Consider the following 15,557-nt stretch of genomic DNA (forward strand, 5'->3'; position numbering starts at 1 on the left):
CTGCTGATGTTCGCGACGCCGCTGTTCGCCGGATTCGCGAACTGGATCATGCCGCTGCAGATCGGCGCGCCCGACGTGGCGTTCCCGCGGCTGAACATGTTCGCGTACTGGCTGTACCTCTTCGGCTCGCTCATCGCGGTGGCCGGCTTCCTCACCCCGCAGGGCGCGGCCGACTTCGGCTGGTTCGCCTACGCCCCGCTCAACGACGCGGTCCGTTCGCCGGGGATCGGCGCCGACATGTGGATCATGGGTCTGGCCTTCTCCGGCTTCGGCACGATCCTCGGCTCGGTCAACTTCATCACCACGATCATCTGCATGCGCGCACCCGGCATGACGATGTTCCGCATGCCGATCTTCACCTGGAACGTCCTGCTGACCGGTGTCCTGGTCCTGCTGGCCTTCCCGGTCCTCGCCGCCGCGCTCTTCGCGCTGGAGGCGGACCGAAAATTCGGTGCGCATATCTTCGACTCCGCCAATGGCGGCGCACTGCTCTGGCAACACCTCTTCTGGTTCTTCGGCCATCCAGAGGTGTACATCATCGCGTTGCCATTCTTCGGAATCATTTCCGAGGTCATCCCGGTATTCAGCCGCAAGCCGATGTTCGGCTACATCGGTCTGATCTCCGCGACGATCGCCATCGCCGGCCTTTCCGTGACGGTGTGGGCGCACCACATGTACGTCACGGGCGGTGTGCTGCTGCCGTTCTTCTCCTTCATGACGTTCCTCATCGCCGTGCCGACAGGCGTGAAGTTCTTCAACTGGATCGGCACGATGTGGAAGGGCTCGTTGTCCTTCGAGACACCGATGCTCTGGGCCGTCGGCTTCCTGATCACCTTCACCTTCGGTGGTCTGACCGGCGTCATCCTCGCCTCGCCCCCGATGGACTTCCACGTCTCGGACTCGTACTTCGTCGTCGCGCACTTCCACTACGTCATCTTCGGCACCGTGGTCTTCGCGATGTTCTCCGGATTCCACTTCTGGTGGCCGAAGTTCACCGGCAAGATGCTGGACGAGCGGCTCGGCAAGATCACGTTCTGGACGCTGTTCGTGGGCTTCCACGGCACGTTCCTGGTGCAGCACTGGCTCGGTGCCGAGGGCATGCCGCGTCGTTACGCGGACTACCTCGACGCCGACGGCTTCACCGCGCTGAACACGATCTCGACGATCTCCTCCTTCCTCCTCGGCCTGTCGATGCTGCCGTTCTTCTACAACGTCTGGAAGACCGCGAAGTACGGCAAGAAGATCGAGGTCGACGACCCGTGGGGTTACGGCCGTTCGCTGGAGTGGGCGACCTCCTGCCCGCCGCCGCGGCACAACTTCCTCACGCTGCCGCGGATCCGTTCCGAATCCCCGGCGTTCGACCTGCACCACCCGGAGATCACGGCGCTCGAACAGCTCGACCACCTCTCCGAGTCGGACAAGGCCCTCGCCGGCTCCAAGGAGGCAGGCAAGTGAAGATCCAGGGACAGATGTTCATCTGGCTGAGCGTCTTCATCCTCGCCATGGCCATCGTGTACGGCGTGTGGTCCAAGGAGCCGGTCGGCACCACGGCCCTCTTCCTGGCCTTCGGGCTGTCCGTCATGATCGGCTTCTACCTGGCCTTCACGGCCAACCGGGTCGACGCCATGGCCCAGGACAACAAGGAAGCGGACGTCGCCGACGAGGCGGGCGAGCTGGGGTTCTTCTCCCCGCACAGCTGGCAGCCGCTCTCCCTGGCGGTCGGCGGAGCCTTCGCCTTCATGGGCGTCGTCTTCGGCTGGTGGCTGATGTACTTCTCCGCCCCCCTGCTCCTGATCGGCCTCTTCGGCTGGGTCTTCGAGTACTACCGGGGCGAGAACCGCACCCAGTGACACCGCATCCCGTGACACCGCACCGCCGGTGACACGCGCTACACCACGAAGGGCCCGCATCGCCGACAGCGACGCGGGTCCTTCGCTCGTTTGCAGTCACAGAACGCGCTGGAACGGATGAATCTTCTTAGCGTGGACGGCATGAACCACACGCCGCGCATTCGCACCGTAGTGAGCTGCACCCTGCTGGTCGTGACCCTCGCCGCGGGTGCGACCGCCTGTGGCTCGCCCGACGGCCACCCGCTCTCCACGAAGCCTTACGACGCGGGTGACCAGGTCTCCTTCAACGGCCCCTCCGACAAGGAGAAGGCCGACCCCGACAAGCCCCTGGAAGTCACCGTCGACGGCGACGACGGGCGCATCACCGACGTCAGCGCCGTGGACACCGGCGGCCGCCACCTCGCGGGAGAGCTCTCCGCCGACGGGAGGCGCTGGCGATCCACCGCCCCGCTCGCGGCCGGCACCGGATACACCGTCAGGGTCGCCACGGAGAACGGCGACGGCGCCCCAGGCGTCCGTACGCTCTCCTTCGACACCTCATCGCCCAAGAAGCTGCTCAAGGTCGCCTTCGGCCCGGAGGCGGGCACCTACGGCGTCGGACAGCCCATCACGGCGGAACTCAGCGCTCCGATCACCGACAAGGCGGCCAGGGCCACCGTCGAACGCGCCCTGAAGGTCCGCTCCACCCCGGCGGTCACCGGCTCCTGGTACTGGGTCGACGACAAGAAGCTGCACTACCGCCCGAAGGAGTACTGGCCCGCGAACGCCACCATCGAGGTCCGCTCCAACCTGGCGGGCATCAAGGTGACCAACGCGCTCTACGGAGCCGAGGCCAAGCCCCTGAAGCTCGCCACCGGCGACCGGATCGAGGCCGTCACCGACGCCGCGGACCACACCCTGACGGTGCTCCGGAACGGAGAAGTGATCAACACCATTCCGGTCACCACCGGCAAGCCCGGCTTCTCCACCCGCAACGGGGTCAAGGTGGTGCTCGCCAAGGAGCAGTTCGTCCGCATGCGCGGCGAGAGCATCGGCATCGCCGCCGGCTCCTCGGAGTCGTACGACCTGCCGGTCTACTGGGCCACCCGGGTGACCTGGAGCGGCGAGTACGTCCACGCCGCCCCCTGGTCCACCGGCTCCCAGGGCAACGCCAACGTCAGCCACGGCTGCACCGGCATGAGCACCGACAACGCCGAATGGTTCTTCGACACCGTGCGCGAGGGCGACATCGTCAAGGTCGTCGGCAGCGAGGGCGAGGACATGGACCCGTTCGGCAACGGGTTCGGCGACTGGAACCTCTCCTGGGAGAAGTGGCAGAAGGGCAGCGCCCTCCACGAAGGGGCGCCGGACAGCCCGCAGACACTCCAGGCCGCCCGGCTGCGTCCCCACGTCTGACCCCGGGCCCAGGAGTCCCCGACGGCGCGGAACGTCCCTCAGCGGGCCACAGGGGCCCCTCAGGCGTCCACGGCGAGCCGACGGCGCAGCAGCGCCGCCAGCGCGTCGGCGAACTCCACCGGGTCCACCGGGAGCGTCACGGCGGCCTCGGCCCGGCTCCAGGTGGCCAGCCACGCGTCCTGCGGGCGGCCGATCAGCAGGAGCACCGGCGGGCAGCGGAAGATCTCGTCCTTGATCTGGCGGCAGACGCCCATCCCGCCGATGGGAGCCGTCTCCCCGTCCAGCACGCAGACGTCGACGCCGCCGGCGTCGAGCGCCTTGAGGACGGCCGGGAGCGTCGCGCACTCCAGGAACTCCACCGGTGGCACGTCCGCGGCAGGCCTGCGACCGGCTGCCAGCCTCACCTGCTCGCGGATGTTGGCGTCGTCGCTGTAGACCAGGACCGTGGCGGTCGCCTGCATTGTTCCTCCGTGACATCGACGTCGTCGGGGCTCTCGGGGCATGAACCGATGCGCGGATCGTACTCCGCCCGACCGGCCGTCAGCACCGGTAATGACGACCTTCCGATGGGCCGTTCGGCGCAGGGTGCGACCCCTGCAGACGGTACGGACACACCGAACGGCACCCCCCGGGGTGAGGGCGGGATAAGCGACCGACATAATGTCGGTCGTGGCGACAGCAACGACAGTAGAAACCGGGCACGCGCACCCGTCGGTCAATCGGCCGAACCTCACCAGCGTCGGAACCATCATCTGGTTGAGTTCCGAGCTGATGTTCTTCGCGGCCCTCTTCGCGATGTACTTCACCCTGCGATCGGTGATGGGACCCGATTACTGGAAGGAGATGTCCGATCATCTGAACTTCCCGTTCTCGGCGACGAACACCACGATCCTGGTGCTCTCCTCACTCACCTGCCAGCTCGGCGTTTTCGCAGCCGAGCGGGGCGATGTGAAGAAGCTCCGCACCTGGTTCATCATCACGTTCGTGATGGGTGCGATCTTCATCGGCGGCCAGGTCCTCGAGTACGTGGAGCTGGTCAAGGACGCGGGGCTCTCCCTCTCGTCCGACCCGTACGGATCGGTGTTCTACCTGACCACCGGCTTCCACGGCCTGCACGTGGCGGGCGGCCTCATCGCCTTCCTGCTGGTCCTCGGCAGAACGTACGCGGCCAAGAGGTTCACCCACGACCAGGCCACCGCAGCCATCGTCGTGTCCTATTACTGGCACTTCGTCGATGTCGTATGGATCGGCCTGTTCGCAACGATCTACATGATCAAGTAACCGGGCTCGCACCCGCCCACCATCGACGCAGAAGATCCTGACACCGGGGTAATCCGTGAAAAAGCTCTCCGCACGACGACGCCATCCGCTGGCGGCGGTCGTCGTACTACTCCTCGCGCTGGCGGCTACCGGGGGGCTGTACGCCGCGTTCGCGCCTGCGGGCAAGGCGCAGGCCGATGAAACCGCCCAGTCCCTCGCCATCGAAGAGGGCAAGAAGCTCTACTCCGTAGGCTGCGCCAGCTGCCACGGAACCGGCGGTCAGGGCACCACCGACGGGCCGTCCCTCGTGGGCGTGGGCTCCGCCGCCGTCGACTTCCAGGTCGGTACGGGCCGTATGCCCGCGCAGCAGCCGGGCGCCCAGGTACCGAAGAAGAAGGTCATCTACACCCAGGCGGAGATCGACCAGCTCGCGGCGTACGTCGCGTCGCTCGGCGCCGGTCCCATCACGCCGACCGACAAGCAGGTCGACCCCGCCGGCGCGGACGTCGCCAACGGTGGCGAACTGTTCCGCACCAACTGCGCCCAGTGCCACAACTTCACCGGTAAGGGCGGAGCCCTGACGGAGGGCAAGTACGCCCCCGACCTCGAAGGCGTGAGCCCGAAGCACATCTACGAGGCCATGCAGACCGGCCCGCAGAGCATGCCCTCCTTCCCCGACACGACGATGCCGGAGCAGGAGAAGAAGGACATCATCGCGTACATCGAGACCGTGAACGGTGACGAGACGGAGAGCCCCGGCGGCCTGGCCCTCGGCGGTCTCGGTCCGGTCAGCGAAGGTCTCTTCGCGTGGATCTTCGGACTCGGCGCGCTCGTCGCAGTCGCCGTTTGGGTCGCGGCCCACACCGCTAAGGCCAAGAAGTCATGAGTAGCCAACAGATTCCAGAAGACAACCTGCCTGTGGTGCAGGAGACCGCGCACGGCGCGGTGGAGCGTCACGACGACCCGTTCGCCGACCCGGGGCTGCCGGCCCACCAGCCGCGCATCCAGGACCTCGACGAACGCGCCGCGAACCGCTCGGAACGCGCCGTCGCGTTCATGTTCACCCTCTCGATGCTGGCGACGGTGGGCTTCATCGCCTCCTACGTCATCTTCCCGGTGGACAAGATCGTCTACATCTGGCCCTTCGGCCATGTGAGCGCGCTCAACTTCTCCCTGGGGCTCACCCTGGGCGCGGCGCTCTTCTTCATCGGCGCGGGAGCCGTCCACTGGGCGCGCACCCTGATGTCCGACGTCGAGGTCGCCGCCGACCGACACCCGATCGAGGCCCCGCCCGAGGTCAAGGCGCAGGTCCTGGCCGACTTCAAGGCCGGCGCCGAGGAGTCCGCGATCGGTCGGCGCAAGCTGATCCGCAACACCATGTTCGGTGCGCTGGCCCTGGTGCCGCTCTCCGGCGTGGTCCTGCTGCGCGACCTCGGTCCGCTGCCGGAGAAGAAGCTCCGCACCACTCTGTGGGCCGAGGGCAAGCAGCTCATCAACATGAACACGATGAAGCCGCTGCGCCCCGAGCACATCACCGTCGGGTCGCTGGCCTTCGCCATGCCCGAGGGGCTCGACCCGGAGTCGCACGACTTCCAGACGCAGATGGGCAAGGCGGCCCTGATGATCGTCCGCATCGAGCCGGCCGACATCAAGGACAAGCGCCAACTGGCCTGGGCCCACGAGGGCATCGTCGCGTTCTCCAAGATCTGCACCCACGTCGGCTGCCCGATCAGCCTGTACGAGCAGCAGACGCACCACGTGCTCTGCCCGTGCCACCAGTCCACCTTCGACCTCTCCGACGGCGCTCGCGTCATCTTCGGTCCGGCCGGCCACCCCCTTCCGCAGCTGCGGATCGGTGTCAACAGCGAGGGCAACCTCGAGGCGCTCGGCGACTTCGACGAGCCCGTCGGTGCTGCCTTCTGGGAGCGCGGATGAGTACTCCGACAAAGAACCCCTCCGCCGCCGGTCCGGCGAGCGAGCGCAAGGCTCCGGCCGGCGAGCGGGTGGCCGACTGGGCGGACGGCCGGCTGGGCATCTACGGCCTCGCCAAGGCCAACATGCGCAAGATCTTCCCGGACCACTGGTCCTTCATGCTCGGTGAGGTCGCGCTCTACAGCTTCATCATCATCATCCTCACGGGTGTGTATCTGACGCTGTTCTTCCAGCCGAGCATGGGCGAGATCGTCTACCACGGTCCGTACGAGCCCATGCAGGGCATCCGGATGTCCGAGGCCTACGCCTCGACCCTGAAGATCAGCTTCGAGGTCCGCGGCGGTCTGCTCGTCCGGCAGATCCACCACTGGGCCGCGCTGATCTTCCTGGCCGCGATGTTCGTGCACATGATGCGCGTCTTCTTCACGGGCGCGTTCCGCAAGCCGCGCGAGATCAACTGGCTCTTCGGCTTCCTGCTGTTCGTGCTCGGCATGTTCACCGGGTTCACCGGCTACTCCCTCCCGGACGACCTGCTCTCCGGTACGGGTGTCCGCTTCACCCAGGGCGCGATCCTGTCCGTGCCGATCGTCGGCACGTACATCTCGATGTTCCTGTTCGGCGGCGAGTTCCCCGGCCACGACTTCGTGGCCCGGTTCTACTCGATCCACATCCTGCTGCTGCCGGGCATCATGCTCGGCCTGCTGGTGGCGCACCTGATCCTGGTCTTCTACCACAAGCACACGCAGTTCGCGGGTCCCGGCCGGACCAACAAGAACGTCGTCGGCATGCCGCTGCTGCCCGTGTACATGGCGAAGGCCGGAGGGTTCTTCTTCCTCGTCTTCGGCGTCATCGCGGCCATCTCGGCCATCGCCACGATCAACCCGATCTGGGCGCTCGGTCCGTACCGGGTCGACCAGGTGTCCACCGGTGCCCAGCCCGACTGGTACATGGGCTTCGCCGAGGGTCTGGTCCGTGTGATGCCGGGCTGGGAGATCAACCTGTGGGGCCACACGCTCGCCCTGGGCGTGTTCATCCCGCTGGTCGGCTTCGGCGTGGTCCTCACCGCGATCGCGGTGTACCCGTTCATCGAGTCCTGGGTCACCGGCGACAAGCGCGAGCACCACATCCTGGACCGTCCGCGCAACGCCCCGACCCGTACGGGCTTCGGCGTCGCCTGGATCACGGCGTACTTCATCGGCCTCGTCGGCGGTGGAAACGACCTGTGGGCCACGCACTTCCACCTGTCGATCAACGCCATCACCTGGTTCGTCCGGATCTTCTTCTTCGTCGGACCGGTCATCGCGTTCATCGTCACCAAGCGGATCTGTCTCGGCCTCCAGCGCCGCGACCGGGAGAAGGTGCTGCACGGTCGCGAGTCCGGCATCATCAAGCGCCTGCCGCACGGTGAGTTCGTCGAGATCCACGAGCCGCTCAGCCCCGGGCAGCTGCACACGCTCACGGCGCACGAGCAGTACCAGCCGCTCGACCTCGGCCCCGCGGTCGACGAGAACGGCGTCAAGCGCAAGATCTCCCCGGTGCAGAAGCTGCGCGCCAAGCTCAGCAAGGGGTACTTCGCCGACGGGAACCAGATCCCCAAGGCGACCCCCGAGGAGTACAAGGAGATCAGCGAGGGCCACGGCCACCACTGATCACCTGAACTGATCGCCACCGTGAGAGCCCCGTCCATTCGATGGACGGGGCTCTTCGCGGTCTCCCCGGCTGGATAGGGTGGAGCCATCTTTCCTGACCGGCTGTGGACCCTGGAGCGGACCATGAACGTTGTGACCCCGAACGGCGGCGACAGCGTGGCGGACCGTTCCTGGCCCGGCCTCCTGAACCCCCTCCTGCGCGGCGAGAACCTCAGCTCCGAGGAGACCGCCTGGGCCATGGACCGCATCATGAGCGGCGAGGCCACCGACGCGCAGATCGCCGGGTTCGCCGTCGCGCTGCGGGCCAAGGGCGAGACCGTCGACGAGGTCACCGGACTGGTCCGCGCGATGTACGCCCACGCCAACACCATCCACGTGCCGGGCCGTACCGTCGACATCGTCGGCACCGGCGGCGACCTCGCCAGGACGGTCAACATCTCGACCATGTCCGCGATCGTCATCGCCGGCACCGGCGCCAAGGTCGTCAAGCACGGCAACCGGGCCGCCTCCTCCGCCAGCGGCTCCTCCGACGTGCTGGAGAAGCTCGGCGTCAACCTGGAGCTGACCCCGCAGCGGGTCGTCGAGGTCGCCGAAGCGGCGGGCATCACCTTCTGCTTCGCCGTGAAGTTCCACCCCGCGCTGCGGTACGCCGCCAAGGCCCGCAAGGAACTCGGCGCGCAGACCACGTTCAACATCCTGGGCCCCCTCACCAACCCGGCCCAGGTCCGCGCCCAGGCCGTCGGCGTCGCCGACGCCCGGATGGCGCCCATCGTCGCGGGCGTGCTGGCCGACCGGGGCAACTCGGCCCTGGTCTTCCGCGGTGACGACGGTCTCGACGAGCTCACCACCACCGCCACCTCCCGGGTCTGGGTGGTGCGCGACGGCGCGGTCCGCGAGGAGCCCTTCGACCCGCGCGAGGTCGGGCTGCCCATCGTCCCCGTCGAGGCGCTGCGCGGCGCCGACGCCTCGTACAACGCCGATGTGGCCCGCCGGCTGCTGGACGGGGAGGGCGGCGCGGTACGAGAAGCGGTGCTGCTCAACTCGGCGGCTGCCCTGGTCGCCCTGGACCCGGGCCCCGGCACGCTGGCCGAACAGCTCGCGGCGAAGATCCTCGTCGCGGCCGAGGCCATCGACTCCGGGGCCGCCAAGCGGGCCCTGGAGCGCTGGGTGGTGGCCAGTAACGCCTGAACGCGCGACGGAGCCGCCCGCGGCCCCCACGGTGTGACACAGGGCGCAGTCCGGATGCCGGACTGCGCCCTTGCGTGTGTGCACACGTATGGCAAGATGCTGCGCAGGTCATGAGTGACAGCGACTACGGCCCCGGCCCGCTGTCCGGCAACCCTCCGTCCGTGGCGGGGTGCCCCGGGTGAAGACCAGGCCGCAGGCAGCGAGGTCTGTGGCAAGCGCGGGCCCCTCGGCATCCAGCGGATGCCAGCCCCCGGGGTCCTGGTCCCTAGGGAGTCTTCTGTGAGCAAGCGAATGCGCTAGGGCCCGCCGTTCGGGTCAGGCCGGGCTCGCGGGATCCGGCACGCACATCTGCGGCGTTGTCGTCAATCACCAACTTCCCCAAGCTCTCGGCTTCGCTTGAGCAGGGGAGACCCCATCCGCGTTGCCTCAATCCTCCGCCTTGCAGCTGCACGCACCGGATCCCGCTCCCTGATCCGGCCTGACCCGAACGGCGGGCCCAGGGCTGACCGCCCTCCTTCCGCGCACCCTTTCTCTTCCCCCCTGCGCTGCCGCGTACTGCCGGCGCATGGATTTCGCCTGCCTGTTACGGGAGTTCGTCATGTCTGTCCCCACCGCTGCCCCCGACTCGTCGGTTTGTGCCCCCCTGCCCGTTCTGGGGCAGAACGTCACGGTCCCGCTCGTCACCGGCGGTGAGGTGACCTACGCCGCGCTCGACTACGCCGCCAGCGCCCCGGCCCTCCAGCGGGTCTGGGACGACGTCGCCGCGTACGCCCCGTACTACGGCAGCGTCCACCGCGGCGCCGGCTACCTCTCGCAGCTCTCCACCGACCTCTTCGAGAACAGCCGCCGTACGGTCGCGGAGTTCCTCGGCTGCCGCGCGGACGACCAGGTGGTCTTCACCCGCTCCACGACCGACTCCCTCAACCTGCTGGCCGCCGCGATCCCCGCCGACTGCCAGGTCTTCGTCTACGAGACCGAGCACCACGCGTCCCTGCTGCCCTGGCGCGACGCCCAGGTCACCTACCTCAACGCGCCCCGCACCCCGGCGCAGGCCGTCGAGACCCTGGAGCACGCGCTCGCCGACCGCGACCCCTACGGCCCCGCTCTCGTCTGCGTCACCGGCGCGTCCAACGTGACCGGCGAGCTGTGGCCCGTGAGGGAACTGGCCGCCGCCGCCCACGCACACGGCGCCCGGATCGTCCTGGACGCCGCGCAGCTCGCCCCGCACCACCCCGTGGACATCGCCGAACTGGACGTCGACTGGGTCGCGTTCTCCGGCCACAAGCTCTACGCGCCCTTCGGCTCCGGCGTCCTGGCCGGCCGCGCCGACTGGCTCCAGGCCGCCGAGCCGTACCTCGCCGGCGGCGGCGCGTCCCGCAAGGTCGCCCGGCGCGCCGACGGCGGCGTGGACGTCGACTGGCACACCACGGCCGCCCGCCACGAGGCCGGTTCGCCCAACGTCATCGGCGTCTACTCCATCGCCTCCGCCTGCAAGGCCCTGACCGAGGCCGGCTTCGAGGGCCTGGTCGCCCGGGAGCAGCAGCTCGTGGGCCGGGTCCGCGAGGGGCTCGCCGAGGTGCCCGAGGTGCAAGTGCTCTCGCTGTTCGGCGACGACGCCCCCCGGGTCGGCGTCATCTCCTTCGTGGTGCGCGGCTGGAACAGCTCGCACTTCGCCGCCGCCCTCTCCGCCGAGTACGGCATCGGCGTCCGCGACGGCCTCTTCTGCGCCCACCCGCTGGTGCGTACCCTGCTCGGCAGCGACCCGCAGGACCCGGGCGAGTGCGGGGCGCCGGAGGCGGAGCCGGGCGAGCGCTCGCTCAACGCGATCCGCGTCAGCTTCGGAGCCGGTACGCCCGACGAGCACATCGACCGGTTCCTGCGGGCGGTCTCCGAGCTGGTCCGTGAGGGCGCCCGGTGGAACTACCGCACCGAGGACGGCCGCTGCGTCCCGGACCGGGGCGAAGCCGCCCAGGTCTGACACGTTCTGATGAAACACCTCGGCCGGGGACAGGCGCGCCGCCTGTCCCCGGCCGAGGTGCGTCGCCGGTGTTCCCCAGGGCCCGTCGTCAGGCCCTACGCGTCGAGGCCGATGGCGAAGGCCGCTTCCAGGTCGTGCTGGGAGTACGTACGGAACGCCACGTGCGTGTCGGTGCCCTCGACGCCCGGGATCTTGCTGATCCGGCCGGGGATGACGTCGGCGAGGTCGTCGTGCCGGGCGACCCGGACCATGGCGATCAGGTCGTAGGTGCCGGTGACGGAGAAGACCTCGCTGACACTGTCCAGCGCGGCGATGGCCTCGGCGATCTCCGGAATCCGGTCCACGCTGGTCTTGATGAGCACGATCGCGGTGATCACGGCTGGCTGTCTCCCTCGGTGGCTGGAACCTTCACTCTAGCTCTCCGTCCATAACTCACCCAGGCGCACAGGAACCCGGCCGCGAAGCCCGCCACATGCGCCAGGTACGCCACCCCGGGCCCGCTGCCCGCCCCCTGGGCCGCCGCCCACTGGAGCCCGAACCAGAAGACCAGCACCATCCAGGCGGGGAAGCGCAGCGGCAGGAAGAAGAGGAACGGGAACAGGCTGGTCACCCGGGTCCGGGGGAAGAGGTAGAGGAACGCGCCGAGCACCGCGGAGATCGCCCCCGACGCACCGACCAGCGTCTGCCCGGAGTCCGCGTGCGCCGCCGCGTAGCAGACCAGGGCCACATAGCCACAGCCCACGTAGAACAGGGCGAACCGCAACCGGCCCATGCGCTCCTCGGCCATCGCGCCGAACACGTACAGGAACAGCAGGTTCCCCAGCAGGTGCAGCCAGCTGCCGTGCACGAACAGCGCGGTGAACGGTGTGATCAGCGCATGCGTGGACCCCGCCCACAGCTCGGCGGGGATCACCCCCCACCGCTCGAAGTACCCGGCCTGCGCGGCGAGAAGCGCGTCCTCGCTCCCGTGGCCGGCGCCGCCGAACCCGGAGAGCGGGCTGATCAGGAAGATCACACCGCAGACGGCGATCAGCCCGTAGGTGACCGGGGCGCCGCTCGACGCCGCCGCGTCCCGGATCCTCCCCGCCGTGGTCCGCCGGTCGGTCTGCCGCCCATCGATCATGGACAGAGCATGACGTACCGGTGGAGAACCGGATGAAGCGCCTCGCCGTGCCGATGCCTATACGCGAGGCCGTAGGGTTACGCCAGGAATTCCGCAGTTCGACGGCGCACCGCGAGATCCTTGACGTAGACAGGTGGAGACGCGGCGGCGCGCCCGGCGCGGGCTCCTGGCGACGACGAAAGAGGACGCAACGATGACGACGGTTCCCCTGCCGACCGACGGGACCCGCTGGCGCTGCACGTTGTGCGGCAATCTCACGCGCTTCGACGTGACCCGCTCCTCCAAGGTCGTGGAGTACGTGCATCTCGACCTGGCCGGTGAGTCGAGTGTCGAGGAGCGGGAGGTCGTCAGTGAGACCATCGAGTCGGTCCGCTGTCGTTGGTGCAACGCGGTGGACCAGATCGAACTGGTGGACAGGCCGGGTGCCGCTTCCTGAGGGAGCGCACCCTTCGACATATCTATGGGGTGACGGACGGTGGATCAGCCGACCAGCGGCGCCGGACCGGCCGATGAGGCCGACGGCGGTGCGGAGGTGCTCGGCCGTCCGCTGCCCGAGGGTGTCCGGCGGCGGGTGATCGCGCTGGTCTCGGACGCCTTCGGTGGCCTGACCGTCTCCGAACTGCCCGCCCAGCTACGACAGTACGCCCGGTTCACCCCGACCCGGCGGGCGAAGTTCGCGGGGAACGCGATGGCCGCCGCCCTGGAGAGCGACGCCCTCTTCCGTCAGCGCATCGGGGAGCGGCTGGGCCAGTCCCAGCCGGAGCTGACCGGCGCGCTGGAGGCCGGTTCGCCGCCCGCCGCCGCCGATCCCCTCGATGTGGCCGCGGCCGCCTACGTGCTGCGCCCGGTCGGCTGGGTCAAGCTGGTCGAATCGGCCGGCGAGGAGGTCCAGCGCGCCGACGCGGAACGGGCCGACGAGGAGACCCGGCGCGAACTGGAGCACCTGCGCGAGGAGCTGGAGCGGGCCCGCGCCCACACCCGCGCCGAGACCGAGCGGCTGCGCACTGAGCTGGAGGCGGCCCGCAAGGAGGCCGAGTCGCTGCACCGCAAGCTGCGCAGCGCCCTGAGCGAGGTGAAGCGCGGCGAGGCCGCCCTGCGCCGCGGCGCCGCCGAGGCCGACACCGTACGCGCCGAGTCGGCCGCCCAGCTCTCCGCCGCGGAGAGCGAGTCGCGTCGGCTCAAGGGGCGGCTGGGGGAGGCCGAGGCGGCCCTGGAGGCGAGCCGCCGGGCCGCGCGTGAGGGCCGCTCGGTGGAGGACATGCGGCTGCGGCTGCTCCTGGACACCGTGCTGGACGCGGCCTCGGGGCTGCGGCGGGAGCTGGCGCTTCCCCCGGCGACGACACGTCCCGCCGACACCGTGGACGCGGTGGAGCCCGGCCGGATGTCACCCAAGGACATCGCTGCCAGGGCCCTTTCGGAGACCGATCCGGCGCTGCTCGACCAGCTGCTGGCGCTGCCGCAGGCCCACCTCATCGTGGACGGCTACAACGTCACCAAGACCGGCTATCCCCAGATGCCGCTGGAGAAGCAGCGGTTGCGGCTGCTGGGCGGGCTCTCGGTGCTCGCGGCGCAGACCGGCGCCGAGATGACCTGCGTCTTCGACGGGGCCGAACTGGCCGCCCCGGTGCTGCTGGCCCCGCCCCGGGGCGTACGGGTGCTGTTCAGCAAGGCCGGGGTCACGGCGGACGAGCTGATCCGTCAACTGGCGCGCGCGGAACCGCCGGGGCGGCCCGTGGTGGTCGTCTCCACCGACCGGGAGGTGGCGGACGGCGTGGCCAAGGCCGGCGCGCGGCCGGTCGCGTCCGTCTTGCTCCTCAAGCGCCTTTCGCGCGTCTAGCGGAACATGCGTGACATGTGTGGCATGCCGGATTTCTGGGAACGTACCGTCAAGTCGCCGCTACGCGCGGTGGGGTTGAGAGTAAAGAAGTGCCTGGTGTGACGAGAAAAATCCTGTGAGGATTTGAACTGATCACAAGATGGTCACTAGGGTCAGGCCTCGAACCTTCGCACGGTTGATCACCCATCGGGGGTGGCGGCGAAGGAACCGCCGAGTCCGTCATGTGCACGGAGCCGGGGAATCTTTCCCCCACAGCCCGGTAGGCGGCTCTGAGGAAGAAGGAGCTCGCCTTCGTGGCGTCCCACCGTCGTCCCAAGCAGCCGAGCCGCACCCGCGTGACCGTGCTCACCGCGACCGCCGCCGCGGCCGTGGCCCTGACCTCCCAGGCCGCCCACGCCGACCCCAAGCCGAGCAAGAGCGAAGTCAAGGCGAAGGTCGACGATCTCTACCACGAGGCCGAGGCGGCCACCGAGAAGTACAACGGGGCCAAGGAGCAGCAGGACAACCTGAAGAAGGAAGTCGACGCGCTCCAGGACAAGGTCGCCCGCGGCCAGGCCGAGCTCAACACGCTGCGCACCGAACTCGGTTCGATCGCCACCGCGCAGTACCGCTCCGGTGGCATCGACCCCTCCGTGGCCCTCTTCCTCGCCTCGGACCCGGACAGCTTCCTCGACCAGGCCTCCGCGCTCGACCAGCTGACGGTCAAGCAGACGGAGTCGCTGCAGAAGATCCAGTCCAAGCAGCGCACCCTCGCCCAGCAGCGCAAGGAAGCCCAGGACAAGCTCGGCGACCTCGCAGACGTCCGCAAGGCGCTCGGCGAGAACAAGAAGAAGTACCAGGGCAAACTGGCCGACGCCCAGCGGCTGCTCAACACGCTGACCCAGGCAGAGCGCGCCAAGATCAAGAAGGACGAGCAGCGCGCCAGCCGCGCCGCCGGAGACCGGGTCGAACTCGGCAACGAGTCCCCCGCGTCCGGCCGTGGAGCCGCCGCCCTGGCCGCCGCCGCCACGCAGATCGGCAAGCCGTACGTCTCCGGCGGCTCGGGCCCCAACTCGTACGACTGCTCCGGGCTGACCCAGTGGGCCTTCGCCCAGGCCGGCGTCTCCATCACCCGGACCACGTTCACCCAGCACAACGACGGCACGAAGATCGGCCGCAGCCAGCTCAAGCCGGGCGACCTGGTCTTCTTCAACAATCTGGCGCACGTCGGCTTCTACGCCGGCAACAACCAGGTCCTGCACGCCCCGAAGCCGGGCACCAACGTCCGCTACGAGTCCATGGACTACATGGGAACCTTCCAGTTCGGCGTCCGCATCTGACGTCACGGCATGCCCGCGGCACGCCC

Annotated in this window: 15 protein-coding genes and 1 riboswitch; of the genes, 12 read left to right on the forward strand and 3 right to left on the reverse strand. The window is 68.9% G+C overall.

Annotation, left to right across the window (positions count from 1 at the left end; all coding sequences use genetic code 11):
- From ctaD to D581_RS0111775, 3 genes are all read left to right on the forward strand, one after another.
- Positions 1-1,455 (forward strand): aa3-type cytochrome oxidase subunit I (gene ctaD, locus D581_RS0111765; protein WP_018957420.1); only part of this gene is annotated, 1,455 nt, incomplete at its 5' end.
- Positions 1,452-1,850: a cytochrome c oxidase subunit 4 gene (locus D581_RS0111770; protein WP_018957421.1), complete on the forward strand. Its 399-nt coding sequence runs from the start codon at positions 1,452-1,454 to the stop codon at positions 1,848-1,850. The genes ctaD and D581_RS0111770, both read left to right, overlap by 4 nt.
- Positions 1,851-1,991: 141 nt before the next feature.
- The gene (locus D581_RS0111775; RefSeq protein ID WP_026290429.1) at positions 1,992-3,245 is read left to right on the forward strand and encodes a L,D-transpeptidase; all 1,254 of its coding nucleotides are present in this window, start codon (positions 1,992-1,994) and stop codon (positions 3,243-3,245) included.
- 59 nt (positions 3,246-3,304) lie between these two features.
- Here D581_RS0111775 and D581_RS0111780 read toward each other — a convergent pair whose 3' ends face one another.
- Positions 3,305-3,706: a DNA-binding transcriptional response regulator gene (locus D581_RS0111780; RefSeq protein WP_018957423.1), complete on the reverse strand. Its 402-nt coding sequence runs from the start codon at positions 3,704-3,706 to the stop codon at positions 3,305-3,307.
- Positions 3,707-3,905: 199 nt separating this feature from the next.
- Between D581_RS0111780 and ctaE the strand changes: the two genes are divergently transcribed.
- The 6 genes from ctaE to D581_RS0111810 all read left to right on the forward strand — a co-directional run bounded on the left by ctaE (position 3,906) and on the right by D581_RS0111810 (position 11,252).
- On the forward strand, positions 3,906-4,526 hold the full coding sequence (gene ctaE / locus D581_RS0111785) for an aa3-type cytochrome oxidase subunit III (protein WP_026290430.1): 621 nt from the start codon (positions 3,906-3,908) through the stop codon (positions 4,524-4,526).
- Between the two features lie 55 nt (positions 4,527-4,581).
- Positions 4,582-5,391: a cytochrome bc1 complex diheme cytochrome c subunit gene (gene qcrC, locus D581_RS0111790; RefSeq protein ID WP_018957425.1), complete on the forward strand. Its 810-nt coding sequence runs from the start codon at positions 4,582-4,584 to the stop codon at positions 5,389-5,391.
- A complete protein-coding gene (gene qcrA / locus D581_RS0111795; RefSeq protein ID WP_026290431.1) occupies positions 5,388-6,440 on the forward strand; it encodes a cytochrome bc1 complex Rieske iron-sulfur subunit in 1,053 nt (350 codons plus the stop codon). Before qcrC ends, qcrA begins: the two co-directional genes overlap by 4 nt.
- The gene (gene qcrB / locus D581_RS0111800; protein ID WP_018957427.1) at positions 6,437-8,086 is read left to right on the forward strand and encodes a cytochrome bc1 complex cytochrome b subunit; all 1,650 of its coding nucleotides are present in this window, start codon (positions 6,437-6,439) and stop codon (positions 8,084-8,086) included. Before qcrA ends, qcrB begins: the two co-directional genes overlap by 4 nt.
- A gap of 123 nt (positions 8,087-8,209) precedes the next feature.
- The gene (gene trpD / locus D581_RS0111805; RefSeq protein ID WP_026290432.1) at positions 8,210-9,274 is read left to right on the forward strand and encodes an anthranilate phosphoribosyltransferase; all 1,065 of its coding nucleotides are present in this window, start codon (positions 8,210-8,212) and stop codon (positions 9,272-9,274) included.
- Between the two features lie 106 nt (positions 9,275-9,380).
- Positions 9,381-9,498: riboswitch (SAM riboswitch) on the forward strand.
- 374 nt (positions 9,499-9,872) lie between these two features.
- Positions 9,873-11,252, forward strand: a complete 1,380-nt coding sequence (locus D581_RS0111810) for an aminotransferase class V-fold PLP-dependent enzyme (protein ID WP_018957429.1) — start codon at positions 9,873-9,875, stop codon at positions 11,250-11,252.
- 95 nt (positions 11,253-11,347) lie between these two features.
- Here D581_RS0111810 and D581_RS0111815 read toward each other — a convergent pair whose 3' ends face one another.
- Together D581_RS0111815 and D581_RS0111820 are read right to left on the reverse strand one after the other, a co-directional pair.
- Positions 11,348-11,629, reverse strand: coding sequence for an Lrp/AsnC family transcriptional regulator (locus D581_RS0111815; RefSeq protein WP_003969641.1), 282 nt, complete (start codon positions 11,627-11,629; stop codon positions 11,348-11,350).
- A complete protein-coding gene (locus D581_RS0111820; RefSeq protein ID WP_018957430.1) occupies positions 11,626-12,375 on the reverse strand; it encodes a rhomboid family intramembrane serine protease in 750 nt (249 codons plus the stop codon). Before D581_RS0111820 ends, D581_RS0111815 begins: the two co-directional genes overlap by 4 nt.
- Positions 12,376-12,568: 193 nt before the next feature.
- On the opposite strand from D581_RS0111820, the gene D581_RS0111825 reads away from it, so the two are divergent.
- The 3 genes from D581_RS0111825 (at position 12,569) to D581_RS0111835 (ending at position 15,531) form a co-directional block, all read left to right on the forward strand.
- On the forward strand, positions 12,569-12,811 hold the full coding sequence (locus D581_RS0111825; RefSeq protein WP_015608051.1) for a hypothetical protein: 243 nt from the start codon (positions 12,569-12,571) through the stop codon (positions 12,809-12,811).
- Positions 12,812-12,850: 39 nt separating this feature from the next.
- Positions 12,851-14,212 (forward strand): NYN domain-containing protein, encoded by a 1,362-nt coding sequence (locus D581_RS0111830; protein ID WP_018957431.1) that lies wholly within the window; start codon positions 12,851-12,853, stop codon positions 14,210-14,212.
- Positions 14,213-14,505: 293 nt separating this feature from the next.
- Positions 14,506-15,531 (forward strand): C40 family peptidase, encoded by a 1,026-nt coding sequence (locus D581_RS0111835; RefSeq protein ID WP_018957432.1) that lies wholly within the window; start codon positions 14,506-14,508, stop codon positions 15,529-15,531.
- Positions 15,532-15,557 lie beyond the last annotated feature (26 nt).

Source organism: Streptomyces sp. CNB091 (assembly GCF_000377965.1).